This is a genomic window from Pseudoduganella sp. GW821-FHT05F09, from assembly GCF_059419605.1.
The window spans coordinates 163,764-189,265 of the sequence record NZ_JBWKSD010000008.1; the positions used below are offsets into that span (position 1 = coordinate 163,764).

Annotated in this window: 24 protein-coding genes; 13 read left to right on the forward strand and 11 right to left on the reverse strand. The window is 65.7% G+C overall.

The annotated features are described in order from the left end of the window. Positions 1 to 21: 21 nt before the first annotated feature. Genes AC07S4_RS24155 through arfB form a run of 3 tightly spaced genes read left to right on the forward strand, consistent with a single transcriptional unit; the run spans position 22 to position 2,470 of the window. Positions 22 to 996: an HDOD domain-containing protein gene (locus AC07S4_RS24155; RefSeq protein ID WP_494989033.1), complete on the forward strand. Its 975-nt coding sequence runs from the start codon at positions 22 to 24 to the stop codon at positions 994 to 996. Beyond that, a complete protein-coding gene (locus AC07S4_RS24160; RefSeq protein WP_494989034.1) occupies positions 993 to 2,081 on the forward strand; it encodes a CaiB/BaiF CoA transferase family protein in 1,089 nt (362 codons plus the stop codon). The genes AC07S4_RS24155 and AC07S4_RS24160 overlap by 4 nt, the downstream gene beginning before the upstream one ends. Then, positions 2,078 to 2,470, forward strand: a complete 393-nt coding sequence (gene arfB / locus AC07S4_RS24165; protein WP_161073062.1) for an alternative ribosome rescue aminoacyl-tRNA hydrolase ArfB — start codon at positions 2,078 to 2,080, stop codon at positions 2,468 to 2,470. The genes AC07S4_RS24160 and arfB overlap by 4 nt, the downstream gene beginning before the upstream one ends. Positions 2,471 to 2,488: 18 nt before the next feature. Here the strand turns inward: arfB and AC07S4_RS24170 are convergent, their stop codons facing one another. The 3 genes from AC07S4_RS24170 to AC07S4_RS24180 all read right to left on the reverse strand — a co-directional run bounded on the left by AC07S4_RS24170 (position 2,489) and on the right by AC07S4_RS24180 (position 6,793). Continuing rightward, positions 2,489 to 4,366, reverse strand: a complete 1,878-nt coding sequence (locus tag AC07S4_RS24170; protein WP_494989035.1) for a flagellar assembly protein A — start codon at positions 4,364 to 4,366, stop codon at positions 2,489 to 2,491. A gap of 11 nt (positions 4,367 to 4,377) precedes the next feature. Further along, entirely contained in the window at positions 4,378 to 6,258 is a 1,881-nt protein-coding gene (locus AC07S4_RS24175) for a flagellar assembly protein A (RefSeq protein ID WP_494989036.1), read from the reverse strand. A 157-nt stretch (positions 6,259 to 6,415) separates the two neighbouring features. Then, positions 6,416 to 6,793 (reverse strand): hypothetical protein, encoded by a 378-nt coding sequence (locus tag AC07S4_RS24180; RefSeq protein ID WP_494989037.1) that lies wholly within the window; start codon positions 6,791 to 6,793, stop codon positions 6,416 to 6,418. A gap of 206 nt (positions 6,794 to 6,999) precedes the next feature. Between AC07S4_RS24180 and ompR the strand changes: the two genes are divergently transcribed. Genes ompR through AC07S4_RS24195 form a run of 3 tightly spaced genes read left to right on the forward strand, consistent with a single transcriptional unit; the run spans position 7,000 to position 10,131 of the window. Beyond that, entirely contained in the window at positions 7,000 to 7,743 is a 744-nt protein-coding gene (ompR, locus tag AC07S4_RS24185; RefSeq protein ID WP_494989180.1) for an osmolarity response regulator transcription factor OmpR, read from the forward strand. A 20-nt stretch (positions 7,744 to 7,763) separates the two neighbouring features. Next, the gene (locus AC07S4_RS24190) at positions 7,764 to 9,122 is read left to right on the forward strand and encodes an ATP-binding protein (RefSeq protein WP_494989038.1); all 1,359 of its coding nucleotides are present in this window, start codon (positions 7,764 to 7,766) and stop codon (positions 9,120 to 9,122) included. Between the two features lie 25 nt (positions 9,123 to 9,147). Further along, complete coding sequence (locus AC07S4_RS24195; protein WP_494989039.1) at positions 9,148 to 10,131, forward strand: sensor domain-containing diguanylate cyclase; 984 nt, start codon at positions 9,148 to 9,150, stop codon at positions 10,129 to 10,131. An 87-nt stretch (positions 10,132 to 10,218) separates the two neighbouring features. On the opposite strand, the gene AC07S4_RS24200 is transcribed toward AC07S4_RS24195, so the two are convergent. Then, positions 10,219 to 11,460: an NADH:flavin oxidoreductase/NADH oxidase family protein gene (locus AC07S4_RS24200; protein WP_494989040.1), complete on the reverse strand. Its 1,242-nt coding sequence runs from the start codon at positions 11,458 to 11,460 to the stop codon at positions 10,219 to 10,221. Positions 11,461 to 11,548: 88 nt separating this feature from the next. On the opposite strand from AC07S4_RS24200, the gene AC07S4_RS24205 reads away from it, so the two are divergent. Then, a complete protein-coding gene (locus AC07S4_RS24205) occupies positions 11,549 to 11,956 on the forward strand; it encodes a MerR family transcriptional regulator (protein WP_494989041.1) in 408 nt (135 codons plus the stop codon). A 58-nt stretch (positions 11,957 to 12,014) separates the two neighbouring features. Then, positions 12,015 to 12,917, forward strand: a complete 903-nt coding sequence (locus tag AC07S4_RS24210; protein ID WP_494989042.1) for an acetoacetate decarboxylase — start codon at positions 12,015 to 12,017, stop codon at positions 12,915 to 12,917. Here AC07S4_RS24210 and AC07S4_RS24215 read toward each other — a convergent pair. Both AC07S4_RS24215 and AC07S4_RS24220 read right to left on the reverse strand, forming a co-directional pair. Then, the gene (locus AC07S4_RS24215; RefSeq protein ID WP_494989043.1) at positions 12,914 to 13,297 is read right to left on the reverse strand and encodes a 5-carboxymethyl-2-hydroxymuconate isomerase; all 384 of its coding nucleotides are present in this window, start codon (positions 13,295 to 13,297) and stop codon (positions 12,914 to 12,916) included. The two genes, AC07S4_RS24210 and AC07S4_RS24215, sit on opposite strands and share 4 nt — an antisense overlap. Before the next feature lie 32 nt (positions 13,298 to 13,329). Further along, positions 13,330 to 14,322, reverse strand: a complete 993-nt coding sequence (locus AC07S4_RS24220) for a LacI family DNA-binding transcriptional regulator (protein ID WP_494989044.1) — start codon at positions 14,320 to 14,322, stop codon at positions 13,330 to 13,332. Positions 14,323 to 14,481: 159 nt separating this feature from the next. Here AC07S4_RS24220 and AC07S4_RS24225 point away from each other — a divergent pair, with 159 nt between their 5' ends. Continuing rightward, positions 14,482 to 15,300: an NAD-dependent epimerase/dehydratase family protein gene (locus AC07S4_RS24225; protein WP_494989045.1), complete on the forward strand. Its 819-nt coding sequence runs from the start codon at positions 14,482 to 14,484 to the stop codon at positions 15,298 to 15,300. Between the two features lie 64 nt (positions 15,301 to 15,364). Here the strand turns inward: AC07S4_RS24225 and AC07S4_RS24230 are convergent, their stop codons facing one another. Genes AC07S4_RS24230 through AC07S4_RS24240 form a run of 3 tightly spaced genes read right to left on the reverse strand, consistent with a single transcriptional unit; the run spans position 15,365 to position 20,049 of the window. Then, positions 15,365 to 17,920: a TonB-dependent receptor gene (locus tag AC07S4_RS24230; RefSeq protein ID WP_494989046.1), complete on the reverse strand. Its 2,556-nt coding sequence runs from the start codon at positions 17,918 to 17,920 to the stop codon at positions 15,365 to 15,367. A 47-nt stretch (positions 17,921 to 17,967) separates the two neighbouring features. Further along, the gene (locus AC07S4_RS24235; RefSeq protein WP_494989047.1) at positions 17,968 to 19,821 is read right to left on the reverse strand and encodes a hypothetical protein; all 1,854 of its coding nucleotides are present in this window, start codon (positions 19,819 to 19,821) and stop codon (positions 17,968 to 17,970) included. Positions 19,822 to 19,860: 39 nt separating this feature from the next. Beyond that, the gene (locus AC07S4_RS24240; RefSeq protein WP_494989048.1) at positions 19,861 to 20,049 is read right to left on the reverse strand and encodes a hypothetical protein; all 189 of its coding nucleotides are present in this window, start codon (positions 20,047 to 20,049) and stop codon (positions 19,861 to 19,863) included. Here AC07S4_RS24240 and AC07S4_RS24245 point away from each other — a divergent pair. Beyond that, entirely contained in the window at positions 20,042 to 20,914 is an 873-nt protein-coding gene (locus AC07S4_RS24245; protein WP_494989049.1) for a heparin lyase I family protein, read from the forward strand. The two genes, AC07S4_RS24240 and AC07S4_RS24245, sit on opposite strands and share 8 nt — an antisense overlap. Positions 20,915 to 20,918: 4 nt before the next feature. Continuing rightward, entirely contained in the window at positions 20,919 to 21,851 is a 933-nt protein-coding gene (locus AC07S4_RS24250; protein WP_494989050.1) for a hypothetical protein, read from the forward strand. On the opposite strand, the gene AC07S4_RS24255 is transcribed toward AC07S4_RS24250, so the two are convergent. Both AC07S4_RS24255 and AC07S4_RS24260 read right to left on the reverse strand, forming a co-directional pair. Next, positions 21,835 to 22,971 carry an aldose epimerase family protein gene (locus tag AC07S4_RS24255; protein ID WP_494989051.1) on the reverse strand — a complete coding sequence of 379 codons (1,137 nt, stop codon included), beginning with the start codon at positions 22,969 to 22,971 and terminating at the stop codon, positions 21,835 to 21,837. The two genes, AC07S4_RS24250 and AC07S4_RS24255, sit on opposite strands and share 17 nt — an antisense overlap. Beyond that, positions 22,971 to 24,350 carry an MFS transporter gene (locus tag AC07S4_RS24260; RefSeq protein WP_494989052.1) on the reverse strand — a complete coding sequence of 460 codons (1,380 nt, stop codon included), beginning with the start codon at positions 24,348 to 24,350 and terminating at the stop codon, positions 22,971 to 22,973. The genes AC07S4_RS24255 and AC07S4_RS24260 overlap by 1 nt, the downstream gene beginning before the upstream one ends. 215 nt (positions 24,351 to 24,565) lie before the next feature. On the opposite strand from AC07S4_RS24260, the gene AC07S4_RS24265 reads away from it, so the two are divergent. Next, positions 24,566 to 25,051, forward strand: coding sequence for a VOC family protein (locus AC07S4_RS24265; protein ID WP_494989053.1), 486 nt, complete (start codon positions 24,566 to 24,568; stop codon positions 25,049 to 25,051). An 11-nt stretch (positions 25,052 to 25,062) separates the two neighbouring features. Next, on the forward strand, positions 25,063 to 25,497 hold the full coding sequence (locus AC07S4_RS24270; RefSeq protein ID WP_494989054.1) for a YciI family protein: 435 nt from the start codon (positions 25,063 to 25,065) through the stop codon (positions 25,495 to 25,497). Positions 25,498 to 25,502: the final 5 nt, after the last annotated feature.

Below are 25,502 nucleotides of genomic sequence, written 5' to 3' on the forward strand. Positions count from 1 at the left end.
ATTCCGATTTCAAGGCACCCTATGTTCCAATGGCTCAAGCGTTTAATCGGCGGCGCCGAGCCGCACAGCGCGCCGCCCGCGCCCGCTCCGGTCCCTGCACCGGCCAGTCCGGCCGCTCAGCCGCCTGCCGCCGCGCCGGCCACCGCCGCCCCTTCGCCTGCTCCCGCCGCGCCCTCCTTCGAGCAAAAGGACCTGCTCAACACCCGCTATAACCGCTGGCTGTTCGGAACCCTGCACGAAGACACGCTGGAAACCAGCGACGCCGAACAGCGCATCCTGCACACGCTGACCGGCATCGCCAGCTCGCCCACCTCCGGCGCGGAGCTGATGCGCCGCATGCCCGGCCTGATCCCGCAGCTGCTGCAAAGCCTGCGCAGCGAGCATTTCTCCGGCGCCGACATCGCCCGCAAGATTTCCAACGACGTGGTGCTGGTGGCGGCCGTGATACGGCTGGCCAACGGCGCCATGCTGCCCGGCGCGCCGCCCATCAGCAGCGTGGAGCACGCCGTCATCGTGATCGGCCAGGAAGGGCTGCGCCAGCTCATCACCACGGTGGCGTTCAAGCCCATCATCGACCTCAATTCCGGCCACTACACCAAGCTGCTGGCGCCGCGCATCTGGGCCCAGTCCGAGCGCTGCGCCAGCGCCAACCGCGCGCTGGCCGAGCATCTCGGCGTGCCGCCGTTCGAGGCCTTCCTGGCCGGCCTGGTGCAGAACGCCGGCCTGCTCGCATCGCTGCGCCTGATGGACCAGGGGGCCGGCGGCGCCACGGACCTGGGCCGCCCCATGTTCTGCGCCCAGCTGCTGCGCAGCGCGCGCCAGGTGTCCGCCGGCATCGCGCAGGAGTGGCACTTCCCGCCCGCCATCACGCAGGCGATACGCGAACTGGACACGCTGCAGAAAGGCGCGCAGCTGTCGCCCATGGGCCGCCTGCTGGCACTGGGCGACCATCAAAGTAAAATCGCCATCCTTACCGAATACGAAAACACGCCATGACGCCATCCGATCCATCGCTGCCGCTGGCCGGCATCCGCGTGCTCGACCTCACGCGCCTGCTGCCCGGCCCCGCCGCCACCATGCAACTGGCGGACCTGGGAGCCGAAATCATCAAGATAGAAGACCCGGGACCGGGCGACTACGCGCGCCTCATGGGGCCTGTGCGCAAGGACGTGTCGCAGTTCTTCGTGGCCGTCAACCGCGGCAAGTCCTTCCTGCGGCTGGACCTGAAGGACGCAGCCCAGCGCGAACAGCTGCTGGCCATGGTGGAGCAGGCGGACGTGCTGGTGGAGAGCTTCCGCCCCGGCGTGATGGACAAGCTGGGACTGGGCTGGGAGGTGCTGCGCGCGCGCAATCCCAAGCTGGTGATGTGCGCCATCTCCGGCTACGGCCAGGACGGCCCCTACGCCATGCTGGCCGGGCACGACATCAACTACATCGGCTACGCCGGCATGCTGGACCAGAACGCCGGCCCGGACGGCCGCCCCGCCCTGCCCAACCTGCAGGTGGGCGACCTGCTCGGCGGCGCGCAGGCGGCGCTGCAAGGCATACTGGCCGCGCTGGTGGCGGTGAAGATGGGCGGCATGGGCCGTTTTGTGGACGTGTCGATGACGGACGCGGTGTTCGCCAACAACATCATGCCGCTGGTGGCCGTCAACAACGGCGGCGACGCCGCGCCGGGGCGCGACCTGCTGACCGGCGGCGTACCCTGCTACAACGTCTACCGCACCAGCGACGGCCGCTATATGGCGGTGGGCGCGCTGGAGCTGAAGTTCTGGCAGGGCTGCTGCGAGGTGCTGCAGCGCCCGGACCTGAAGGGGCGCCACTGGCAGCTGGGGCAGCAGGTGGCGGGCGCGGACGCGCTGGCGGTGCAGGCGGAGCTGGACGCCATCTTTGCGCAGCGCACGCAGGCGCAGTGGACCGAGGCCTTTGCGGGCAGCGACTGCTGCGTGTCGCCCATACTGCGCACCAGCGAGGCGCTGGCGCATCCGCTGTTCCTGGCGCGCGGCATGGCGGCGCGCGCGGCGCACGCCAGCGAGGGCGAGTACTGGGCGGCGGGCTGTCCGCTCAAGTTCAAGGCATGAACATCGATCCCAACGAAGTGGAGTTCAGCGCGATCCGCGCGCAGGGACCGGGCGGGCAGAATGTGAACAAGGTGTCGAACGCGGTGCATGCGCGTTTTGATATCGGGGCGTCGTCGCTGCCGGAGGCGATCAAGGAACGCCTGCTCGCGCTGCGGGACACCCGCATCACCAAGGAGGGCGTGGTGGTGCTCAAGGCGCAGCAGGCGCGCAGCCTGGAGGCGAACAAGGAGGAGGCGCTGCGCCGATTGCAGGAGCTGGTCGACAGCGTGGCGGTGCTGGCCAAGCCGCGCCGCGCCACGCGCCCCACACGCAGCTCGCAGCGCAAGCGGCTGGATGGCAAGACCAAGGATGCGGCGGTCAAGAAATTGCGGGGCAAAGTGGAGATGTGAGGGCGCGGGCGGCGCCCGTTACGCCGGCGGCAGCGACGGCGAGGTCGCGGCCCAGTCCACCGCGCCGCTGCTGCCGCTGAAAATGGCAGCTATGCCCGAGGTGCTGCCGCGCAGACGGGTCTTGATTTCCTTGGCGGGGCGGTCGTAAGCCGCGCCTAGGTCCGGATTGAATTTCATCTCGCGCACAATGGTGTCGCCGATGACTTCCTGCACCGTGCAGCGGCCGTGGCCGATGACGGTCTCCCTCTGCTTGCGCACCAGCGCGGCCTGCTCCAGCGCCACGGTCTCCTGCGCCTTGGCTTCCTTTACGCTGAGCGAGAGCTTGCCCACCGCGCGCAAGGACGGCCCCACCGATACGGCCATCTTCTGGAACAGCGCCAGCTGGTCCGGCGTCAGCATCACTTCCTGCTTGCGCACGCGCGTGGCCAGCGTGAGGTAGTTGCGCAGCTCCGGCTCGCCCGCAATCGCATCCAGCTCGGCCTTGAAGCGCTGCGCCTGCGCGGCGAAACGGCCGGCGCGCTCGGTATGTTCGGCAATGGCCAGGTCGTATTTGGTGGTCACCGGCACCAGCGGGAACAGCAGCATCTCGGTCTGCCGGCGCGGCCCGGCGCGGCCCACTTCCATGCGGCGCGCGGCGATGGCGCAACCCTCGGCGCTTTTGATCAGCACCTCGTCGGCAATGATCTCGCAGTTGCTCGCTTCGCCTATCACCACCCGCGTGCCGGAAATGATGCAGCTCTCGGCCCGCCCCAGCACCACTTCGCCCAGCTTGGTCTGGATGACAGAACCGGACGCCACGCCTTTCACCACCACGTTGCCGCCGGCGTTGATGGCGGTGCCGCCCACCAGGTTGCGCTGCAGCGCGATATTGCCGCCGCGCGAAACGATGTTGCCGAACACGTCGCCATGGATGGTGATGTTGCCGCCTTCGACCACGCGCTGTTCCTGCACCTCGCCGAATTCCTCGTACTCGCCGGTCAGCTGCAGGTTGCCGGTGGTGCGCACGCTTACGCCCTCGCGGCTGATGATCTTGGGGCCGATGGAAATCTTCTTGCTGCCGTCAATGCTGATAAAGCCCTCCAGCGCCGACACCAGGTATTCCACGCCGCCCGACTGTTCCAGCAGGGTGCCCGCACCGGCCACACTGCCCAGTTCAATGTCGCGCGGTTCGGCCGGCTCCAGCGGAATGCCGGACAGCTCGTAGCCGCGCAGCCCCGGCGAGCGCGGCACCTTGCGCAGCAGCTTGACGTTGGGCTGCACCTGCGGGAAGCGGTTCTGGAAGGTGTGCAGGTCGAAGCGGCCGTTGGCCATCTCGCGCGGCGCATTGCTGCGGTGGATGCTTTGCGATACTTCGACGATGGCGGCGTCGCGCCCCGGCGTGGGGTTCAGCTTGCGCGCGGCGATCAGGCGCACCACGCGCCCGGTGGCGATGGTGGCCTTGACGGCCGGCGCGTCGATGCCGAAGCGGATGCCCTTGACCCACATGTCGGCCACGAATTCGTCGAAGTTCAGGCGCGCGGGCTGCGGCGGCAGGTCCGGCACGGTGAAGAATACCGGCTCGAAGTAGTACTCCGCTTCGCCGTCGACGATGCGCACCGATTTATACAGTTCGCGCCGCTGCGCATGGAAGGGCTCCACCCGGTCGGCAAAGCGTATCAGCGGCTGGTCCTTGAGGTTTTGCGGCAGCTCGGGGCCTACGCCGTAGAGCATGCGGATAAACACCGCGTAGTCCAGCTCCGCGAAATACGCGCCCGCCAGGAAGAACTGGTTGACGCCGGCCTGGCAAGCCGCCCCCGTGGCGCTACCTTTGAAGTAGACGCCGTCCGAGCGCTTGACGATGGCCGGCGGCAGCTCGCCTTCCGCTGCGGGCTCCGCGGCCGGAGCGTCGTTCTGCACCTGCATCCCCTTTAATCCGGCTCGGCGCTGTAGGTCCAGTCCAGCGACCCGAGCGAGTCGGAGAACAGGCTCTCATAGCCCACATGGGGCCCGCGCAGGAAGGCCTTGCCGTCCTTGGGCGCCATCTGGCTGGCCGACGGCGCCCCCTCCTTCAGCGGCATGCTGCGCACCAGCGTCTCGCCCGAGACCATCTGGATCTTGCAGCTTGCCAGGCCGTTCGCGGCCAGCTTCTGCTTGCGCAGTTCATCGATCTGCGCGCGCCGCACCAGCTGCTGCGACTCGGCCGCCTTCATTTTCTGCAGCAGGTGGCCCACCGTCTTGAGCTGCGGGTCCACCGCGGCGGCCATCTTCTTTAGCTGCGGGGCCTGCTCCGGCGTGAGCGTCAGCTCGCCCTTGCGCATCTGCGCGGTCAGCGTCATGTAGCCGCGCACCTGCGGGATGGAGGTGATCTGTTCCGCCTCGTCCTTGAACTGCTGGCGCAGGTGTTCCAGCGCGTCGATCTTGGCGTTCAGCTCCGCGATCTCGCCGTTGATCGGCCCCATGTCCGGCACCTGCACCAGCACCAGCATTTCGCTCTGCTTGCGCGGGCCGGCGCTTTCAATGGCGATGGAGCGCGCAGCCACGGCGCAGCCTTCGGCCAGGCCTATCTTCACTTCATCGGCCAGGATTTCGCAGTTCGACGCTTCCTCGATAATGACGCGGGTGCCGACAATAACGCAACTCTCGGCCCGCCCCACGATCTTGATTTCGCCGTCGCGCGTGTGCAGCGTAGAGCCGGAAGCGACGCCCTTGACGCGGATGTCGCCCTTGACGTTGTAGGCGCTGCCGCCCACCAGGTTGGCGCCGAGCACGATGGTGCCGCCGGTCGAGTTGATGTGGCCGAACACATTGCCGCGTATGGTGATGTCGCTGCCGTCCACCGCGCGCATTTCCTGCACGTCGCCGAACTCCTCGAAGGCGCCGGCCAGCGCCAGGTTGCCCGTGGTGCGCCCGCTCACCCCTTCGCGGCTGACGATCTTGTCGCGCACGGCGATCTTGCCGCTCTTGGTGTCCACGTCCAGGAAACCGTCCTCCACCGCCACCAGGAATTCGCCTTCCGGCGCGCGTTCGATCTCGGTACCCTCGCCCACCCAGCGGCGGAAGTCCAGGTCGCCCGGCGGCTGCGGCAGCAGCGCCGTGCCGCCCATTTCCAGGCCTTGCGCGCCGGTCTCGCCCGGCACTTTCTTCAGCAGGCGCATGCCCTTGCGGATTTGCGGGAAGCGGTTCTGGAAACTGTGCAGGTCCACGCGGCCGTCCGCCTTTTCGCGCGGCGCGTCGCTGCGGCGCAGGTCCTGCGACACTTCGATCACGTGCGCGTCGATGCTCTTGCCCGGCTCCAGGCGGCGCGCCACGGTGCTGCGGTCGCCGCGCGCGGCGGCGATGGCCGCCTTCACGTTATTGGCGTCGATGCCGAAGCGGATGCCCTTGACCCACATATCGGCCACGAATTCGTCGAAGTCCAGCTTGACGGGGCGCTCGGGAATCACGGTGCCGTCCGGCAGTACCATCTCCTCGATGAACAGCGGCTCGAACACATATTCGGCCACCTCCTTGCCCATCTTCACGGCGCGGTACAGCGCGCGGCGCTGGGGATCGAACATGCGGATGACGTCGGCAATGCGTATCAGCGCTTCGCCCGGCGGACCGGGCGGCAGCGGCGGACCGATATTGAACAGGGCCTTGATGAAGACGGCATAGTCCAGTCCGGACAGGAAGGCTCCGGCCTGGAAAATCTGGTTGATCGCCGCCACGAACACCGGCCCTTGCAGGGAGGCGTCCAGATACACGCCGTCCGGGCGCTGGATAACGCCATGGGGCAGTGCTGATGCGGCTTGATCTGCTTTGTCTACCACAAACTTCCTCCCAACATACGGCAAATGCCGGCGCCATGTGGAACACGGCGGCCGGCATTCTTGCAAGTAACCAATGTTACACGCAAGCCAAGAAAAACTGGGAATTTTCGGTGCAGTGATGCGTCTATGCTACGCCTGTGCGTAACATTGCGCCAGATCAACGACGCGGTGGTATGGCGTAGACTTCGGCGCCGGCTTCGTTGATCTGGCGGCGCAGGTCGCGGCGCTCGTCGGCGGTCATGCGACCCACACGGCGCGTCGCCTCAGCGTTGTTGGTGCTATCCTGCAGGATACGGCGGTGCGCTTCTTCGCGCTGGCCGAAACCGCGCTCGTCGCGCTCACGGCTTGGGTCGCGGTTTTGACCTTCGCCGCGTGCGCGCTCTTCCTTGCGCTGCGGAGGATTGTTTTCAGGGCCGGAAGCCCAGGCGGGCAAGACCGAACCCAGCAGCGTACAGGCGGCCAGCGCTCCCACGGAAGCGCGGACCAGCTTGGACGCCAGGGACGCCGCCTTCAGTTTGTCGGGATGCTTGTTCATGGAATTCCTCTGTCGCTTTACTGCCATGGCAACCAGTGTATGGACATTTCCCCCGTGAGGTAAGACCAATTGGGTAAAGTTTGTAACAGTTTGTAATGGGTTGGCAATGACATTTGCCTACGGCGAATATGACGTTACCATAGCAACATAATTAAGACAATTCTGACAGCATGACAACTATGACTTCGACCGAAAACAGCAACACTATGCATAGCGGCGCGAACAGCGGCGGCCACCAAGCCAAGATCATGGTGGTGGACGACGACGTCCGCCTGCGCGACCTTCTGCGCCGCTACCTGACGGAGCAAGGCTTCAACGTCTTCACGGCGGAGAACGCCACGGCGATGAACAAGCTGTGGCTGCGCGAGCGCTACGACCTGCTGGTGCTCGACCTGATGCTGCCGGGCGAGGACGGCCTGTCGATCTGCCGCCGCCTGCGCGGCGCCGGCGACCAGACGCCCATCATCATGCTGACCGCGAAAGGCGAGGACGTGGACCGCATCGTCGGCCTGGAAATGGGCGCGGACGACTACCTGCCCAAGCCCTTCAACCCGCGCGAGCTGGTGGCCCGCATCGGCGCCGTGCTGCGCCGCAAGCAGCCGGACGAAATTCCGGGCGCGCCGTCGGAAACCCCGCAGACCTTCGAGTTCGGCCAGTTCGTGCTGGACCTGGGCACGCGCACGCTGAAGAAGAGCGGCGAGACGGTGCCGCTGACCACCGGCGAGTTCTCGGTGCTGAAAGTGTTTGCGCGCCATGCGCGCCAGCCGCTGTCGCGCGAGAAGCTGATGGAACTGGCGCGCGGCCGCGAATACGAAGTGTTCGACCGCAGCCTGGACGTGCAGATTTCGCGCCTGCGCAAGCTGATCGAACCGGACCCTTCCAGCCCGCTGTACATCCAGACCGTGTGGGGCCTGGGCTATGTCTTCATTCCGGAGGGCCAGCCACGCTAGCCCGCGCCCGGTAGCGCCGCATGAAACTGCTCCGCCCCTTTCAACTGGCCTCGCTCAAGAGCGGGCTGTTCTGGCGCACCTTTCTGCTGATGGGCGTGCTCACCACGCTCAGCATTTCGGCCTGGGTGGGACTGGTGAGCATGCTGCAGCGCGAACCGCAGGTGCAGCAGATCTCGGCCCAGGTCATCTCGGTCGTCACCATCACCCACGCCGCCCTCACCCACTCGGCGCCGGAACTGCGGCGCGAGCTGCTGTTCGAGCTGGTGTCCAACGAGGGCATCCGCGTGTTCACGCTGGAGGACGACGACGACGTCGAACCGCCGCCCGCCAATGCCCTGATGCCCGATATCGAAGCGCTGGTGAAAGCCAAGCTGGGCGCCGACACGCGCTTTTCTCGCAGCGTGAACGGCATGCCCGGCTTCTGGGTCAGCTTCAACATCGGCGAGGACCGCTACTGGCTGATGCTGGAGCGCGAACGCATCCACGGCATGTCCGGCGTGCAGTGGCTGGGCTGGGCCAGCGTGGTGTCGGTTGCCTCGCTGCTGGGCGCGGCGCTGATTTCCGGCCTGATCAACCGCCCGCTGGCGCGCCTGACCGTGGCCACGCGCGAGCTGGCCGAAGGCCGCCGTCCGGACAAGCTGCCGGAAAAAGGCCCGGCCGAAATCATCCAGGCCAACCGCAGCTTCAACCAGATGGTGGAGGACCTGCAGCAGGTGGAGTCCGACCGCGCCGTGATCCTGGCCGGCATTTCGCACGACCTGCGCACGCCACTGGCGCGCATGCAGCTGGAAGTGGAAATGGCCCAGCTGTCGGACGAGGCAAGAGTAGGCATCCAGTCCGACATCGCGCAGATGGACGCCATCATCGGCCAGTTCCTGGACTACGCCAAGCCGACCGAAGCGTCCACCTTCACCACGGTGGACATGACGGCGCTGCTGACCGAGACCGCGCACGAGGCGGCGCGCATGCCGGACGTGCGCATCCACACCGACATCGCCGACAGCGCCACGGTGCTGGGCAACCCTACCGACCTGAAGCGGGTGCTGAACAACCTGGTGGAAAACGCGCGCCGCTACGGCAAGACGCCGGGCGCCGACTACACCGAGATCGACATCAAGTGCAGCGTGAAAGGCATGCACACCTTCAAGCGCGTGACGATAGAGGTGCAGGACCACGGCTCGGGCGTGCCGGAAGAACAGATCCAGGCCCTGCTCAAACCCTTCACGCGCCTGGACAGCGCGCGCGGCCAGGCCAACGGCGCCGGCCTGGGCCTGGCCATCGTCGACCGCGTGCTGCTGCGCCACGGCGCCGAACTGCAGGTGCGCAACCGCGAAGGCGGCGGCCTGCAGTTCCAGATCACGATGAAAGTGATGGCCTAAAAACGGCGAGTAGATATAATTCGGCATGCAAGAAAATATCCTCCCCCGCCCATCCCAGCCCGCCGCGTCCCTGTCCACCTTGTCCAGCCGGGTGCTCGGCCTGGCCAACCTGGGCCTGGCGGTGGTCGATTCCAAACACCGCATCGTGCTGTGGAACCAGTGGATGGCCAGCCATTCCGGCCTGTCCGCCAGCCGCGTGCAGGGCAGCGAGTTGTTTGAGCTGTTCGAGGACTTGCGCGGCCAGCGCATCGAGCAGGCCATCCACAGCGCGCTGCAGAACGGCACCGCCGCCAGCCTGCCGCACGGCCTGAACCGCGCGCCCTTCCCGCTCTACCCCGCCGGCACCTGGGGCGGCGAGCGCATGGAGCAGGCTGTGTCGGTCACGCCGTTCAACGAGGGCAAGGAAAAATACTGCCTGATCGAAGTGAGCAACGTGAGCAGCACCATGGGCCGCGAGCGCCAGCTGCGGGTGCAGGCCGAGGCGCTGCGGGCGCAATCCTATGTGGACGGCCTGACCGGCATCGCCAACCGGCGCCACTTCGACGTGGCGCTCAGCCGCGAACTGAAACGCGCCAGCCGCAACGACGCGCCGCTGTCGCTGCTGCTGATGGACATCGACTCCTTCAAAGCCTATAACGACCACTTCGGCCACCAGCAGGGCGACGCCTGCCTGACCCTGGTGGCCGAAGCCTTCGCCGCCACCCTGCAGCGCCCGGCCGACCTGGCGGCGCGCTACGGCGGCGAGGAATTCGCGGCGGTGCTGCCGGACACCGATCTGGCTCAGGCGCAGATCGTGGCCGAAGCCATCCGCGCGCGCGTGGCCGCGCTCGACGTGCCGCACGCGCCGGCGGCGGTGCATCCCAACGTCACGCTCAGCATCGGCGTGGCCACCTTCGACAAGGCGCAGCTGAACGACGCTGCCGCCATGCTGGGTGCCGCCGACCGCGCGCTGTACGTGGCCAAGAAGGCCGGGCGCAATTGCGTCATCGTCGGCACGCCTGAAAAATAGCAAGCACGTAATAACGCAGGCGCCCATACCCACACTCGCGCACGACTAGCCCTATTTGCAGCTGGGGGACGAAAATCCCTCAGCAGCTCACCGCGAATGCCGTGCGCGCTGCGCCATCCAGTTGCGGTACTGGCGCGCTCGGAACAGGTTCCCGAACTGCTGCAGTACCAAGGCGCGCAATGGCGACACCTTGGGATTCGGCGCCTGGCCGAGACTGAGTTTGCGCAGCTGGAATTTGACGGCGGCCATATTCGCCAGCGACGCCAGGGTCTTGTTCTTCCAGACGATGGGCGGCAGAACCGGCGCATCCTCCTTGCCGGCCCGCCAGTCGCGCGGCAGATTCGGCGCGATGGCCAGGGCCGTGCCGATGCCCACCATGTCCACGCCGCCCGCCACCACCTGCTCCGCCACCTGTATGCGGCGGATGCCGCCGGTGACCATCACCGGCATCCTCGCCACGGTGCGCAGCTCGCGCGCGAACTCGACGAAATAGGCTTCGCGCGCCAGCGTGCGGCCATCGCGCGCCTCGCCCTGCATGGCCGGGGCCTCGTAGCTGCCGCCGGAAAGCTCGACCAGGTCCACCGCCAGCCCATTCAGCAGCAGCACGACCTGCCGCGCATCCTCGGCGCTGAAGCCGCCGCGCTGGAAGTCCGCCGAATTGAGCTTGACCGCCACCGTGAACTGCGGCGTGACGGCCGCACGCACCGCCTTGACAACCTCCAGCAGCAAGCGGGCGCGGTTTGGCAGCGAGCCGCCCCATTCATCCGTTCGGCGATTGCTCAGCGGCGACAGGAACTGGCTGAGCAGATAGCCGTGGGCCGCGTGAATCTCCACGCCGGTAAAGCCGGCATGCTCCGCCAGCCGCGCGGTTTGCGCGAAGCGCTGGACCACCTCCGCGATCATCTCCTCCGTCATGGCTAGTGGCGTGTTGAAATGCCGCGACATCTTGCCCAGGTCCAGCGGCACGGCCGACGGCGCCCAGGTCTGCTGGCCCAGGTCCGCCGGCATCTGGCGGCCGGGATGGTTAATCTGCAGCCAGAACTGCGCGCCCTGCGAGCGGCCGATGGCGGCCCAGCGGCGGAACTTGTCCAGCTGCCTGTCGTCCTCCAGCACCACGCCGCCCGGCCCCGTCATGGCGCGGCTGTCCACCATCACGTTGCCGGTAATGAGCAGGCCGGCGCCGCCGTCGGCCCAAGCCTGGTAAAGGCGCATCAGCTGCCCGGAAGGCGCCTGGTCCGCATCGGCCATATTCTCCTCCATGGCGGCTTTGGCGATGCGGTTCGGAACACTGGAACCGTTGGGAAATACTAACTTGTCGAAGACTTTCATGTGGTGACCTCATTTGACCTCAATTGACCAATACCCTACTTTAAGATTAAAGTGAACTTTAAGGTCAACACATATTTTGGGGCAGAAGATGAGAATCGGAGAACTGGCGAAGCGCAGCGGCCTGGCAGCCTCCCGCATCCGCTTTTACGAGGCCAGCGGCTTGATCAAGTCCGTCGAACGCACGTCGAACGGCTACCGCGACTATGCGCCCGACGCGGAATGGCTGCTGGAGATGATCACCAGCGCCCAGAGCGCGGGCTTCTCGCTGGAAGAAATCCGCCATCTGCTGCCGCTGGCGCAACAGGGCTGGCAGCACGACACGCTGCTGGACGGCATCAAGCGCAAGGTGGCCGAAATAGAAGCGCTGCAAGCGCGCCTGGAGCAGAACAAGGCGCGGCTGCAGGCGGTCATCCACGGCATGGAAAACGGCCCGGCCGGCATGACGTGCGAAGACCGCGCCAAATGGGTGATGGACCGGGTGCGCACGGACGCTTGACCTTCAAGCTGGCTTCAAGCTTACAGTGCTTGAAGTTCAATCTTGAGAGAGGTCATTGATGGAAAAGCGATTTACACAGGTTGCCTTCGGTCCGCACAGCGTGGACGTGCCGGCGGGCGGATACTACGACCGGTTCCGGATGAATCCGGATCTGGATGAGGTGGCGCGCGACCCCGCAGCCGGCAATATCGATTTCTTCCGCCGCGTGCCCAAGCACCTTGCCGCCTCGCGGGTCGGCCCGGCATGGGCGCCGAACTTCTACTACCGCAGCAGCAGCGTGCAGCTGCTCATGCTGGCGCCCCTGTCCCGCCTGCGCGCCGCGCTGCCCGCCCCACTGGCGCCGCTCAGCGCCGTCCCCGGCTACGGCCTGGTGGCGCTGACCTTCTTCTCCTACGCCCTCTGCGACAACGATCCCTACGACGAGGTTTCCGTCGCGGTGGTGATACGCCGTCCCGGCGCGCGCGGCCCGCACGTGCTGGAGCTGCTTGACTCCATGCGGCGCCGGAACTTCCACGCGCATGTGCTGGCGCTGCCGGTGACCACCGAGATTGCGCGCGTGCGCGGCGTGCACGGCTACCAGCTTCCCAAGTGGCGCGCGGATATCAGTGTGCGCATCGGCGCGGACGTGAGCGCCCGCATCGGCGCGCCGGGCGGCGCGGCGGACCTGGTGCTGAGGGCGCCGCTGCCGGCCTTGCGCAGCGCGGCGCCCCAGTCCCGCATGGGGACAACCACCATGATCCATCAAGTGGACGGCGCATGGAACCGGACCGTGGTCAATTCCAACACCCTGTCCTTTGCCCAGCGCACCCTGCCCCGCAACGTCAGCCTGCAACGGGCCGGCGGGCCGCTGAGCCAGCTGCTGGACGGCCTGGGCGCCGCCACGATCATACGCCTGGACGTGGTCAAGGACGCGCAGCTGGTCCTCAACCTGCCCGCGCCGCTGCCGGCCGCTTGCCTTTAGGCCGAGGCCCACTTCCCTTCGTACACGGGATGGCCTTCGTCGATATGCAGCGTAACGCGCACCGGCAGCTTGCCGCTGAGCGGGGCGAAGTGGGCGTCCACCTGCGCCAGCAGCGCCTTGCCCACACGCTCCACCAGCGCCGCATTGCGGCCCGGCGTGATACGCAGGTTCAGGTAGACGAACACCTTGTCCGCCGCGCCGTCCGCCACCGCGTGGTGCGGCGCCGGATAGGCCAGCACGCGCGTGCCGTTCAGCGGGAAGACGGCATGGCCGCCGTCGTCTTCCATCTGCACCAGGGTGCGCGCCAGGCGCGTGCACAGCAGCTGCATGTCGCTGTGCGCGTCCAGCGTGCCGCAATAGTCTATGTGTAAGTGGGGCATAGGAAAACGTTTAATGAGTTGATGAAAAAAATTCAGTTCCGGTTCGCGGTCGATGCGCGCAATATCAGTTGCGGTTCGATCCGCGTCAGGCGGTCGGTTGGGGTGCCGTCTATGGTGGCCAGCAGTTTTTCCATCGCCGCCACGCCCATGCGCTCGCTCTGCAAGTCCACCGTGGTGAGCGCGGGCGAGGTGTAATTGCCGAACTGGATATTGTCGAAGCCGGCCACCGAGATATCCGCCGGCAGGCGGAAGCCCAGTGTCTGCGCGGACTTCATGAAACCCAGCGCCATCAGGTCGTTGTAGCAGATCAGCGCTTCGGGGTGCTCGGCGCCCAGCATGATGGACGAGCACATGCGCTCCCCTTCCATGGCCGTCGGCGCGCTGCCGTCGTACACGCACAGCTCCAGGCCATGCGCGGCCAGGCACTCCTTGATGCCGCCCATGCGCTCCTCGTCGCGGCGCGACTTGGAAAAGCCCAGGTAGGCAATGCGGCGGTGGCCTTGCGTGATCAGGTGCCGCGTCAGCATATAGGCGCCGCGATGGTCGTCGCTGGCCACGGTGGGCAGTTCGAGCTGGTTCAGGCGGCCGAAGAACACCAGCGGCCGGTCCATTTCCGTCAGCCAGCCGATGTCTTTTTCCTGCATGCGCGAGAACACGATCATGCCGTCCACGCGGCGGCTCAGCGCCTCCAGCAAGGGACGCTCGCGCTCGGGGCTTTCTTCGGTGTCCACCAGCAGCACCGTGTAGCCGTGCGCCTGCGCCACGCGGTTGGCGCCCTTGACGATGCTGGTGAAGTGGGGATTGGTAATGTCCAGTATCGACAGGCCCACCGTCTTGGTGCGGCCGGTGATCATGGACTGCGCCAGCGGATTCGACCTGTATCCCAGTTCCGCGATCACGCGCTTGATGGTGTCCTCCACCGGCGGCGAAAAGCGCTGCGCGCCATTGACGAATTTGGACACCGTTGCGGTTGATACGCCTGCGGCTGCGGCCACATCGCGGATGGTGGGGACACTTTTCTTCATGTGGCGTTCAATCGCATAACGGAGCAAAAATGGTGCAAAACAGGGATGCCGATCTTACCACGCGCTACAGGCAATTGACGTTGCCGGGAAATCCGTTATACTCAAGTTAAACGTTTAACTTACTCTTCTTTTTTAGTGTTTTTTACCTAACGGACAACCATGAACCAGCCATCCAGCACAAAACCCTTCAAACGCCTGCTGCTCACCGGCGCCGGCGGCGGCCTCGGCACCATACTGCGCGACCGCATCAAGCCCTGGGCCGACGTGGTGCGCCTGAGCGATATCGGCGACCTCGGTCCCGCGCGCGAAGGCGAAGAAATCGTCCGCTGCGACCTGGCCGACCGCGCCGCAGTGCTGGGCATGATGGAGGGCGTGGACGCGGTGCTGCATTTCGGCGGCATCTCGGTGGAGGACAAGTTCGAACCCATCATGAACGCCAACATCCTCGGCCTGCACCATCTGTACGAAGCGGTGCACAAGTGCGGCGTGAAGCGCGTGATTTACGCCAGCTCCAGCCATGTGGTCGGCTTCTACCCCACCACCGAACTGGTGGACGCCAGCATGCCGCTGCGCCCGGACGGTTTTTATGGCCTGAGCAAATGCTTCGGCGAGGCGCTGTCGCGCTACTACTACGACCGCTTCGGCACCGAGACCGTGTGCCTGCGCATAGGCTCCTCCTTCCCCGAGCCGCGCAACCCGCGCATGATGGTGACCTACCTGGGCTATGACGACCTGGTGGAACTGATACGCTGCGCGCTGTTCACGCCGCGCGTGGGCCACACCATCACCTTCGGCGCGTCGGACAACGACATCCGCTGGTGGGACAACCGCCACGCCGGCCACCTCGGCTACCGCCCCAAGCAAAGCTCGCGCGCCTTCGCGCACAACTTCCCGGACACCGGCGAGCGCCCGGCCCCGGACGACCTGCCCACCATCTTCCAGGGCGGACCTTTCGTCACCAACGGCCCGCAATACTAAAAGCCGCCAAACGAAAAAAGGCCAGGCCGGATTATCCGGCCTGGCCTTTTTTACGTGCTGCGGTTTAGAACTTCACATCCAGGCGTACCGACACGAAGCGGAACGCGTCGCGCGCAGGCACCCAGGTCGAAATGCCGGTGTTGGTCACCGTCGACACCGGAGCCGACGTGGCGCCACGGAAGGTCGGCGCGCCCGAGAAGCCGGTGGTGGCGTAGTGCTTGTCGAAGACGTTGTTGACCAGGAAGCTGACCTTGTAGCGGTTCTGCTTGTCGCGCACACCGAAGCCCAGGTCGGTGATGCTGTACTTCGGTACGTAGAAGCCAGGATCCTGGGTAATCACCGTCATCATGTCGCTCTGGTACTTGTAGTTCCCGGTGAAGAAGGCGTCGAAGGACTGCGAAGCCAGGCGCCAGTCATACTGGCCGCTCAGCGCAACCCTCACCTTGGGCGCCGACTGCATGCGCGCGCCGGCCAGGTTCTGCACGCCGACCGTCGAACCCGGGGTGATAGGGAAGCAGCTGGCGTTGCGGCCGATGATGGAACCGTTGGCCGCGTACTTGGCGCCGGGGCTTGCCGCCACGTTCAGGCCGTCGTTGTAGCACGGGCCGCCGGCCCAGTTGCGCACGGTGGCGTCGGTGTAGGCCACGGCCGCGTTGACGCTCAGGTCGCGCGTCACCAGCGCGTTCACGTCCAGCTCCAGGCCCTTGGTCGCCACTTCCGGCACGCTGCTGATCTGGGTCAGGATGACGGTGCTCTCCGGCAGCGTGTAGGTCGACGACGACTGGTAGTTGAAGAAGCGCGTCTGGAAGGCGGTCGCGTTGACCGTCATGCGGTTCTGGAACAGGTTGGCCTTCACGCCCACTTCCATAGTGCGCGAGGTTTCGGAACGCACCGGGTCCGCGCTCGAGGTGTTGATGGTGCTGAGCAGGCCGTATGCCAGGCCTTTGTAGCCGGTGGCGGCGGTGGCGTAGGCCATCCAGTCGTTGTTGATCTGCTTGGACAGGCTCAGTTTCCCGGTCAGCTTGTTTTCCTTGTTGCCCAGGCTTTCAAAGTAGTCCACGCCGCGCGCGCCGGCCACGAAGGTTTCCGGGGTAACGGTGGTGTTGTAGTTGCGGCCGAAATGGTAGCCCGACGTTTCGGTGTTGTAGCGCGCCCCTGCCAGCAGCGTGTAGCTGGGCAGGAAGTCCCACGAAGCCTGGCCGAACACCGCCTTGTTGATGTTGTAGACGTCGGTGTTGTACACCACCGGACTGGTGATGGAGGAACCGTTGCAGGTCGTCAGGCGGCAGTCGCCGCGCTTGAAGAAGCGGTCGGTCTCGTTCTTGGCGTACCACAGGCCCGCCACGTAGCGCAGCGTGCCGGCGTCCGGCGACACATAGCGCAGCTCCTGGGTGCGCGACTTGATGTCGTAGGTGCCGCCCTGGTCGTTGGGCACCGCGTACTTGGTCGATCCGGGCAGCGCCACGGTGGGCACGTCCACGAAGTCCTGGTCGCGGAAGTCGTCCGACTTGTAGTGCGAGAAGGAGGTGATGGACACCAGCGAGGCGCCGTTGTCCAGCTCGTAGGCCACGCGCAGGCCCACGCTGCGGTCGGTGGAGTTCATGCCGGTGGGGCCGTCGCGGCGCACGTCCACGTTGTTCGGGCCCGGCGTAATGCCGGCCAGCGCCACCGAGGCGGGAATGGCGTTCAGCGTGCCGGCATTGGCCGGGGTGGCCGCGCCGGAAGGAATCAGGTACAGCGGATTGACCGGGTTGGCGCCGGCCAGGCCCACGGCCACCGGGCCGTTGGGCGAATTGACCGTCAGCCCGCGCAGCGCGTTGGCGCCCTTGGTGTTTTCCTGGGCGTTGAAGTTCGGCGACAGCGTGACGTCGAGGTTGCGCAGCGGGTGCCACGCGAGCTTGGCCATCAGCGTTTTGCCGCCCGCGCCATTGAGCTTGCCGCCGGTGGTCAGGTTGTTGATATTGCCTTCGTAGCGCGTGCGGCTGGCCGCGATGCGCACGCCCAGGGTGTCGCTGATTTCGCCGCCGTAGGAGACGGCGTAGCGCCACTCGTCGTCATCGGTCAGGTAGAAGCTGGCCTTGCCCGCCAGCGGCCCGGAAATGGGCTTGGTGACGATGTTGACCGCGCCCGCCACGGCGGACTTGCCGAACAGCGTGCTTTGCGGCCCTTTGAGCACTTCGATGCGCTGCACGTCCGCCAGGTCCTTGAAGGCCTGGAACTGCTGGGCGATGGGGATGTCGTCCACGATGACGGCCACGTCGGCCTCGATGCCGATGGTGACCGTGGCGGTACCGATGCCGCGCATATTGATGGTGTTGTTGGCGCTGGTCGAGCCGGCGGTGACGGTCAACGCAGGCGTGTTGGCCACCAGGTCTTCGATCTCGCGGATATTGGTGCGCTCGATAATGGCCTCGTTGACGACCGAAATCGCACTGGGCACGCTTTCCAGTTTTTCCACGCGCTTGTTGGCGGTTACCACCACGCGCTCCAGCCCTTCGCCCTGCACGGTGGCCTGCTGCGCATGCGCAGGCAGGCCGGCCAGCATGGCAAGCGCCACAGCCGATGCGATTGGTGTCAGGCGTATGCCCCCGCCCTGCGTGGATGTGTTCTGCTTCTTCATTTAAATCTCCTCCGTTTTAGTTGTTTTGGTAATTCTGGCAGTACGTTCTAGCGATACTTCATCACCCACTTGACCACCAGCGGGCGTTCAAACTGGAAGGCCGGCGTGGCGCAGCTCACCACGCTGCGCATCGGCCCATTGGGCGACTGGTAATCCGGATTGCCGGCGGCCGCTTCAACCCGGCAGGCTTCCAGGCCGCTGACCTCGAAGCTGGTCACGCTGCCTTCGCCAAAGCTCACCTTGCGGCCCTGGATGCTGGCGGCGCCGGAGAAGGATGCGAAGTCCAGCGTCAGCGAGCGCACCGGCACGGCGCCGCGCGGCGTGTAGGTGTCGGTGCGGGTGATGGCGCCGGGCGCAAAGGTGTACTCGGTGCGCAGCGCAATGCGGCCGTCCTTGGCGGGCGCGTTGGCACCCACTTTATCCAGCTCGTCCTGGCGGTAGCTGACGCGCCAGGTCTTGCCCTGCTGGGCGCTGCGGATGTCCTTCAGGTAGGCCGCGCCTATCAACTCGGAGCCGTCCTCCAGCGTGAACTTGGGCAGCAGCTGCGGGTGGGCCGGGCCGCTGTCGGCCACGCCGGCCACCACGCCGCCGGCAAACGGCAGCGGGTAGTAAGGGCTGTTGTCATGCTGGCTGGCGCCGCCGTTGACCATCAGCAGGCTGAAGACGTGGCCACGGTCGCGGTAGACGCCGAGCGCACGGTCATACTCGCCGGTGGCAAAGCGGGTCAGGCTGAAGCGCGGCTGGGTCTTGTCCAGCCACGCCGCCAGGCCCGGGTTGACCGGCTTGCCCTTGAAGCCGGCCTGGTTCCAGAACGCGTTGGTGAATATGAGCTGGTGCAGCAGCGAGAAGTTTTCGCCCAGGATGCGGTGCTTGCCGCGATAGGTGTCGGTGCGGCGGCCCTTGCCCCACATGTCGACCGACTTCATTTGCGGGTCGTACCAGAAGCTGTTGTAGCGCGCCGCCACGCGCGACGAGTAGGCGTAGGCGTAGGTTTTTTCTTCCGGCGTGAGCACGTCCAGATAGGCAGCCACCGACAGGATCTCCAGCATCGCGGTCTCGCCATACGGCCCCAAGCTGCGGCCGAAAGTGAAGCCGGTGCCGTCGGCCTTGAGCAGGTTGAGCGTCAGCGTGGCGGCCTTGCGCAGCTTGTACTTGAGCTGCGGCGTGACTTCCAGCCCGGTTTCCAGATAGCGTTCGCAGATTTCCGCAATCAGCAGGATGCTGTAGCGGTCGAAACGCCCTTCCCCGCTGGTTTCGTCGGAGAAGCCATAGGCGCCGGAATAGGCGTCGTAGTGCTGCAGCATTTTGTCCATCAGCACCTTGCCGGCGCTGTCGTCCTCCCAGCCCAGCAGCATGCGCAGGCGGGCCACGCTGAAGGCCACGCCGAAGTAGTTGGTCGGCAGCTTGATCAGCTCAAAGCCGGGCTGCGTGACGAAGGTGCGCCAGTCCAGCTGCACGCGCAGCTTCTCCAGCGTCTCGGGGCTGACGGCGCGTTCCAGCAGGCCCGCCTTTTTCAGGCTCACCAGCGCGGACAGGTAGTAGTAGATGCCCCAGGTGTGGTTGTCCATGCCCACCGTCATGTCGGCGATGCTGCGGTATTCGCGCAGCCGCGTTGCCAGCGCGGGGTCGTCCTTGTCCTTGTTGAGCAAAACATAGGACAGCCCGATGGCGATTTTCCCGGGCAGGAATTTGTCCTTGCTGGTAAAGGGCTTCTGGCCATCGATGACGGTGTTCTCCTTCTCCGCCGCCAGCTTGGAGAAGAAGTAGTCCAGCTGCGGATACAGCTGCTGCTGGACGGTGCTGTTCATCGGCGACTCGGGCGCGCTGGCAGGAGCGGCGGCGGCGCACAACGCTGGCACTGCCAGCAGCAGGCTTGCCAGGGGGCGTATCAGAGTGGTCATGCAGTCTCTTTTATAATGGTTGGAAAACGTTTAACTGGATCATATGGCAATTTCCAATTGCGGTAAATGTTTGCGCCGTTTTTTTTGCTGACGGTGTTGCAAAAGCACCTGACAGGCGCTGTCCCGCAGGCATCCGGGGCTGGCTGGTGCCATAATCAGCGTCGCGCTAACTGCAGGCGAGCGCGGAAGGTAATCGTTTAACTTCATAAGGAACAGATTGATGTCCATGCCGTTTTCACCTCTTCTCCGGCACTGCGCGGGCGCCTGCCTGGCGGTGTACGCCGCCGGCGCGGCCGCCGGAAGCACCATGTGCCTGAACCCGGTACCGGGCCAGGACAGCTACCGCCATATCGAGAGCATACTGGGCGCCGGCGCGGTCGAGTCGCCCAGCGATGACGCCTACACACCGCCGCGCCCGCACATACTGGTGATGCCGGACGACGGCGTGACGGGTCCGCACTACGCCATCCAGGCCATTGAACCCGGCGACTACAACCTGGACCGCGTTTCGATGGAAGCCGGCGGCGACCGCTCGCGCACCGAGATCAAGCTGGCGCCGTCCAAAGGGGCGCACGAGGTGTTCAAAGCGCGCGAGGGCGACACCTTCACCTACGCCTGGCGCTTCCGCATCGCCGAGGACATGCGCTTCGCGTCCAGCTTCACCCACATCCACCAGATCAAGGCCAATGGCGGCCGCTACGCCGAGCCGCCCTTGATCACCTTCACGCCGCTGGCGAACGGCAGAATGGAAGTGCGCCATGTGGCGGACCAGCTGACGGAATCGAAACAGACGGTGCTGGGCGCAATGCCGCTGGCCGGCAACCAGGGCAAGTGGCTGGTGGCGACGGAGACCATCACCTACTCCAACACGCGCGGCCGCTACCAGCTGGCGATACGCGACATGGAGGGCGTGCAGACATTGGCCATAGACCAGGGCGGCCTGCAGATGTGGCGCAGCGGCGCGGACCATATGCGGCCCAAGTGGGGCATCTACCGCAAGCACAGCCCGCAGCTGAACCAGCACCGCGCCGACACGGTCTACTTCAGCAATATGTGCATCACGCGCGAGGAAGCCGCCGGCGTGCTACGCTAGGCGCATGCCAGAAACAAGCCGTTCAAACCTGAAACTGATTGTGGGCGCAGCCGCCGCCGCAGTCGCCGCAGCCGCCGCCGTGTGGGGCCTTGGCGACTGGCGCCCTGTGCCCGGCGCGGCCTCGGAAGCGCACACCGCAGCACAAGCACAGCCGCCGGCACGCGGCGCGGCTGGCTGGTTCAGCGCCGTCGGCGGCCCGCCCGCCGGCGCTGCCGGAAGCGGCGCCCCGGAGCCCCTGGCGCGGCAGGTGGACGCGCTGATCGCCACCGGCAAGCCTGAAGACGCGTACAAGGCCCACAACCTGATCGGCGACTGCATCACCTTCCAGCGGCTCGGCGTGATTCCGTTTTTCCACTTCCCCGAGCAGCGCGAGATGTCCGAGGCGGAAAAGCAGGCCGAGGCAGGCATGTGCGCCAGCCTGACCGAGCAGCTCAAGCGTTCGCGCATCGACTATCTGACGCTGGCGGCCAAGGCCGGCGTGCAGGGAGCGAGCAGCCGCTTCCTGATGGAAGGGCCGTTCGGCGACCCCAGCGCGCTGGAAACGCGGCCGGACGATCCCCTGGTGCTGCAATGGAAGCAGCAGGCCCTGGAACAATTGAACCGCGAAGCCGCGCAGGGCGATTTGACCAGCCTGAATACGCTGTGGACCAGCCACATGGCAGGCACGCCCGCCGTTCCCAAAGATGCGCGCCTGGCCTACACCTACAACGCCGCGATGGAGCGCATCTACCGCATGCAGGCGCCGGACGCGAATGGCGGCCCCTACTCTTCGCAGCTGTTCGCCTTTCTCAAGGACGGCCTGACGCCGGAACAAATCGCCGCCTCGGACGCGGAGGCCGGCCGCATCGCGGCAAACTTCCGCCAGCGTGTCGAGGCGCGCAAACTGGACGCGGCAACGGCGGCAGCAACGGCGGCAGCCGTCAGCGGCCGGCCGTAAAGCGGAAGCCGGTCACCGAGCGGAAAACCGCGCCGGGGCGCAGCACGGTGCTCGGGAAGTGCGGCTGGTTGGGCGCGTCCGGCAAGCCTTGCGTCTCAAGTGCGAAACCGTCGTAGCGCGCGTAGGCACGCCCTTCGCTGCCCGCTTCCGTGCCGTCGAAGCCGTTGCCGCTGTTGAACAGCACCGACGGCTCGGTGCTGCGGACTTCCATGCGGCGCCCGCTTTCCAGTTCGTCCACCACCGCCACCAGCCCGTAGGCGCCCGGCTTTTTCGCAAACAGCAGCGCGTGGTCGAAACCTGGCGGGGTGCCCAGCAGCGCGGAGGTAGCGCCGCCGGCCAGCCACTGCATCACGCCGGCCGGCCGCCGGAAATCCAGCGGCGTGCCCGCCACGCTGGCCAGCTCCCCGGTAGGCACTTTCTTTGCGTCGGTAACGGCGTACTGCCCGGCGGCGATGCGGAAGCGGTGCGTGGCCATGCCCGCGCTGCCCGCCCCGGCCAGATTGAAGAAGGCGTGATTGGTGAGGTTCAGCACGGTGGGCGCGTCCGTCGTGGCTGCGTACTCGATGCGGAACTCGTCGCTGCGCCGCATCAGCCGGTAAGTCACGCTGAGCTCCAGGCGGCCGGGGAAGCCCTGGTCGCCGTCTGGGCTCACCAGCCGGTAGATGGAGCCGATGGACGCGGCGTCGGCGAAGTCCTGCCGCTGCCACAGGCGCTTTTCGTAGCCGTGCGGCTCGCCGTGTATGGCGATGCCCCTGGCATTGGCGGGCAGCTGCACGGTGCGCCCGTCCAGCGTGTAGCGCGCGCCGCCGATGCGGCCCGCGTAGCGCCCTATCACCGATGCGAAACGCCGCTTGGTGCGCACATAGGCATCCAGATCGGGAAGGCTGAGGATGACGTTGCGGCGCTCGCCGCGCTTGCCGGCCACTTCGGCCGACACCAGCGTGGCGCCGTAGTCGATATAGGACAGCCGCATGCCGCGGTCGTTTTCCAGCGTCACGCGCTGCACGGCCTGGCCGCCGGCCAGAATGCCAAACGGCTGCACCGAGATACCGGTACAGCCGCCCTGCCCCGCCGCCGCCAGCAATACCGCCAGCAGCAGGGGACGCATCGGATTGTGCATCACAGGTCCGTGATTTCCTTGTGCTTGGGCACCAGGGCCTTCATTACGCCCCATGCCGTCAGGTAGGCCAGTGCGCAGAAGGTGAACATGATCATGTAGCCGGTCTGGATCTGGCCCAGTGCGCCGTAGTAGTCGAACAGCCAGCCGCCCATTTTGGACACGGCCACGCCGCCCAGGCCGCCGGCCATGCCGCCGATGCCGACCACCGACGCCACCGACTTCTGCGGGAACATGTCGGACACGGTGGTGAAGATATTGGCCGACCATGCCTGGTGCGCCGAGGCGCCCACGCCGATCAGCAGCACCGGCACCCAGAAGCTGATGTAGCCCAGCGGCTGCGCCAGCAGCACCACCAGCGGGAACAGCGCGATCACCAGCATGGCTTTCATGCGGCCGTCGTAGGCGTGCATGCCCTTGTTCATGAAGTAGGCCGGGAACCAGCCGCCGCCGATACTGCCCACCATGGTCATGCTGTACAGCACGGCCAGCGGCACGACGATGTCTTCCTTGCCCATGCCGTACTGCACCGACAGGTATTTAGGCAGCCAGAACAGGAAGAACCACCACACGCCGTCGGTCATGAATTTGCCGAACACGAAGGCCCAGGTCTGGCGGTAGCCCAGCAGCTTGAACCAGGAAGTCTTGCCAACCGGCGCCGCCACCGGAGCGGCAGCCACGGCGTCGCTGCGGATGTAGGCCAGCTCGCCGGCCGACAGGCGGCGCTGCTGGTCCGGCGCATCGTAGAAGAACTGCCATGCCAGCATCCACAGGAAGCCGACCGCACCGATGACGATAAAGGCCGACTGCCAGCCCCAGTTGATGGCGATCCATGGCACCGTCAGCGGGGCCAGGATGGCGCCCACGTTGGCGCCGGAGTTGAAGATGCCGGTGGCGAAGGAGCGTTCCTTGCGCGGGAAGTATTCGGCCGTGGTCTTGATGGCGGCCGGGAAGTTGCCCGCCTCGCCCACCGCCAGCACCGCGCGCGACAGCATGAAGCCGGCGATCGAAACCGGAATGGCCGCAAAGCCGAAGGCGCCCAGCACCTTGGCGATGCCTTCGCCCATCGGTACCGAGTAGGCGTGCATGACGGCGCCTATCGACCAGATGACGATGGCCAGGATATAGGCCTGCTTGGTGCCGATCTTGTCCACCACGCGGCCGGCGAACAGCATCGAGATGGCGTACACGAACTGGAACACGGCGGTGATGTTGGCGTAGTCGCTATTGGTCCAGCCGAATTCCTTGGACAGGTCGGGCGCCAGCAGGCTGAGTACCTGGCGGTCCAGATAGTTGACGGTGGTGGCGAAAAACAGCAGCGCGCAGATAGTCCACCGGTATTTGCCAACAACTTGCTGGCTGACAGGTTCACTCAGGTTCATAAGGAATCACTTATTCTGGTTGTACGTTCCGGTCCCTGTCTCGACAGGACCACTAAGTTGTATGTCATCGTACAACCTTGAGGTGCGACAGGCAAGGAAAAAATCAGACAAAAATATATATTTATAACCTGTCGATCTGGCGTTTCCCCGGCCGTCGTGTGAGTATGGGCGCCGCAGTGGCGTTCATATTCCGTCAACTTATCCAGGAGATTACCATGAGCAAAGTCGCCCCCATCCCACAAGGTTTCCAGACAGTAACTCCGCACCTGGTCTGCGAAGGTGCCGCCGACGCAATCGAGTTCTATAAAAAGGCTTTCAACGCCGTGGAAATGGCGCGCATGCCCGGCCCCGACGGCAAGCTCATGCACGCCCAGGTGAAGATAGGCACCGCCATGGTGATGCTGGTGGACGATTTCCCCGACTGGGGCAGCGTGGGCCCGAAAGCGCTGAAAGGCTCGCCCGTGGTGCTGCATATGTATGTGGAAGACGTGGACGTCGTCTACAACCAGGCCGTGGCCGCCGGCGGCACCGCCAAGATGCCGCCCGCCGACATGTTCTGGGGCGACCGCTACGGCATGGTGGTGGACCCGTTCGGCCACACCTGGTCCATCGCCACCCACAAGCGCGACATGACGCCGGAGGAAATGCAGGCCGAAATGCAGAAGTCCATGTCCGAAAACTGCCCCGGCTCGGAAGCCTGAAAGGAAGCGCCATGCGATTCATGATTATTGTAAAGGCCAGCGCCGAGTCGGAAGCCGGCAAGATGCCCAGCCAGGAACTGCTGACCGCCATGGGCAAGTTCAACGAGGAGCTGGTCAACGCCGGCGTGCTGCTGGCGGGCGAAGGCCTGCACCCCAGTTCGCGCGGCGTGCGCGTGCACTTCTCGGGCAAGAACCGCACCGTTATCGACGGCCCGTTTTCCGAAACCAAGGAGCTCATTGCGGGCTTCTGGCTGGTTCAGGTAAAGTCGCTGGAGGAAGCGATTGAATGGGTCAAGCGCTGCCCCAACCCGATGGAAAGCGATTCCGATATCGAGATCCGCCAGGTGTTCGAGATGGACGATTTCGGCGCCGAATTCACGCCCGAGCTGCGCGAGCAGGAACAGCGCGTGATGGCCAAGGCGGCGGAACTGCAGAAGCAGCATTAACACCA

Bases quoted from the DNA above. Each gene is read 5' to 3' on its own strand.
- AC07S4_RS24200 (WP_494989040.1), bottom strand. From the start codon at position 11,460: ATGAAAGTCTTCGACAAGTTAGTATTTCCCAACGGTTCCAGTGTTCCG.
- AC07S4_RS24230 (WP_494989046.1), bottom strand. From the start codon at position 17,920: ATGAAGAAGCAGAACACATCCACGCAGGGCGGGGGCATACGCCTGACA.
- ompR (WP_494989180.1), top strand. From the start codon at position 7,000: ATGCATAGCGGCGCGAACAGCGGCGGCCACCAAGCCAAGATCATGGTG.
- AC07S4_RS24215 (WP_494989043.1), bottom strand. From the start codon at position 13,297: ATGCCCCACTTACACATAGACTATTGCGGCACGCTGGACGCGCACAGC.
- AC07S4_RS24260 (WP_494989052.1), bottom strand. From the start codon at position 24,350: ATGAACCTGAGTGAACCTGTCAGCCAGCAAGTTGTTGGCAAATACCGG.
- arfB (WP_161073062.1), top strand. From the start codon at position 2,078: ATGAACATCGATCCCAACGAAGTGGAGTTCAGCGCGATCCGCGCGCAG.
- AC07S4_RS24240 (WP_494989048.1), bottom strand. From the start codon at position 20,049: ATGGACATCAATCTGTTCCTTATGAAGTTAAACGATTACCTTCCGCGC.
- AC07S4_RS24270 (WP_494989054.1), top strand. From the start codon at position 25,063: ATGCGATTCATGATTATTGTAAAGGCCAGCGCCGAGTCGGAAGCCGGC.
- AC07S4_RS24180 (WP_494989037.1), bottom strand. From the start codon at position 6,793: ATGAACAAGCATCCCGACAAACTGAAGGCGGCGTCCCTGGCGTCCAAG.
- AC07S4_RS24225 (WP_494989045.1), top strand. From the start codon at position 14,482: ATGAACCAGCCATCCAGCACAAAACCCTTCAAACGCCTGCTGCTCACC.
- AC07S4_RS24245 (WP_494989049.1), top strand. From the start codon at position 20,042: ATGTCCATGCCGTTTTCACCTCTTCTCCGGCACTGCGCGGGCGCCTGC.
- AC07S4_RS24255 (WP_494989051.1), bottom strand. From the start codon at position 22,971: ATGCACAATCCGATGCGTCCCCTGCTGCTGGCGGTATTGCTGGCGGCG.
- AC07S4_RS24250 (WP_494989050.1), top strand. From the start codon at position 20,919: ATGCCAGAAACAAGCCGTTCAAACCTGAAACTGATTGTGGGCGCAGCC.
- AC07S4_RS24155 (WP_494989033.1), top strand. From the start codon at position 22: ATGTTCCAATGGCTCAAGCGTTTAATCGGCGGCGCCGAGCCGCACAGC.
- AC07S4_RS24220 (WP_494989044.1), bottom strand. From the start codon at position 14,322: ATGAAGAAAAGTGTCCCCACCATCCGCGATGTGGCCGCAGCCGCAGGC.
- AC07S4_RS24205 (WP_494989041.1), top strand. From the start codon at position 11,549: ATGAGAATCGGAGAACTGGCGAAGCGCAGCGGCCTGGCAGCCTCCCGC.
- AC07S4_RS24265 (WP_494989053.1), top strand. From the start codon at position 24,566: ATGAGCAAAGTCGCCCCCATCCCACAAGGTTTCCAGACAGTAACTCCG.
- AC07S4_RS24195 (WP_494989039.1), top strand. From the start codon at position 9,148: ATGCAAGAAAATATCCTCCCCCGCCCATCCCAGCCCGCCGCGTCCCTG.
- AC07S4_RS24190 (WP_494989038.1), top strand. From the start codon at position 7,764: ATGAAACTGCTCCGCCCCTTTCAACTGGCCTCGCTCAAGAGCGGGCTG.
- AC07S4_RS24210 (WP_494989042.1), top strand. From the start codon at position 12,015: ATGGAAAAGCGATTTACACAGGTTGCCTTCGGTCCGCACAGCGTGGAC.
- AC07S4_RS24235 (WP_494989047.1), bottom strand. From the start codon at position 19,821: ATGACCACTCTGATACGCCCCCTGGCAAGCCTGCTGCTGGCAGTGCCA.
- AC07S4_RS24160 (WP_494989034.1), top strand. From the start codon at position 993: ATGACGCCATCCGATCCATCGCTGCCGCTGGCCGGCATCCGCGTGCTC.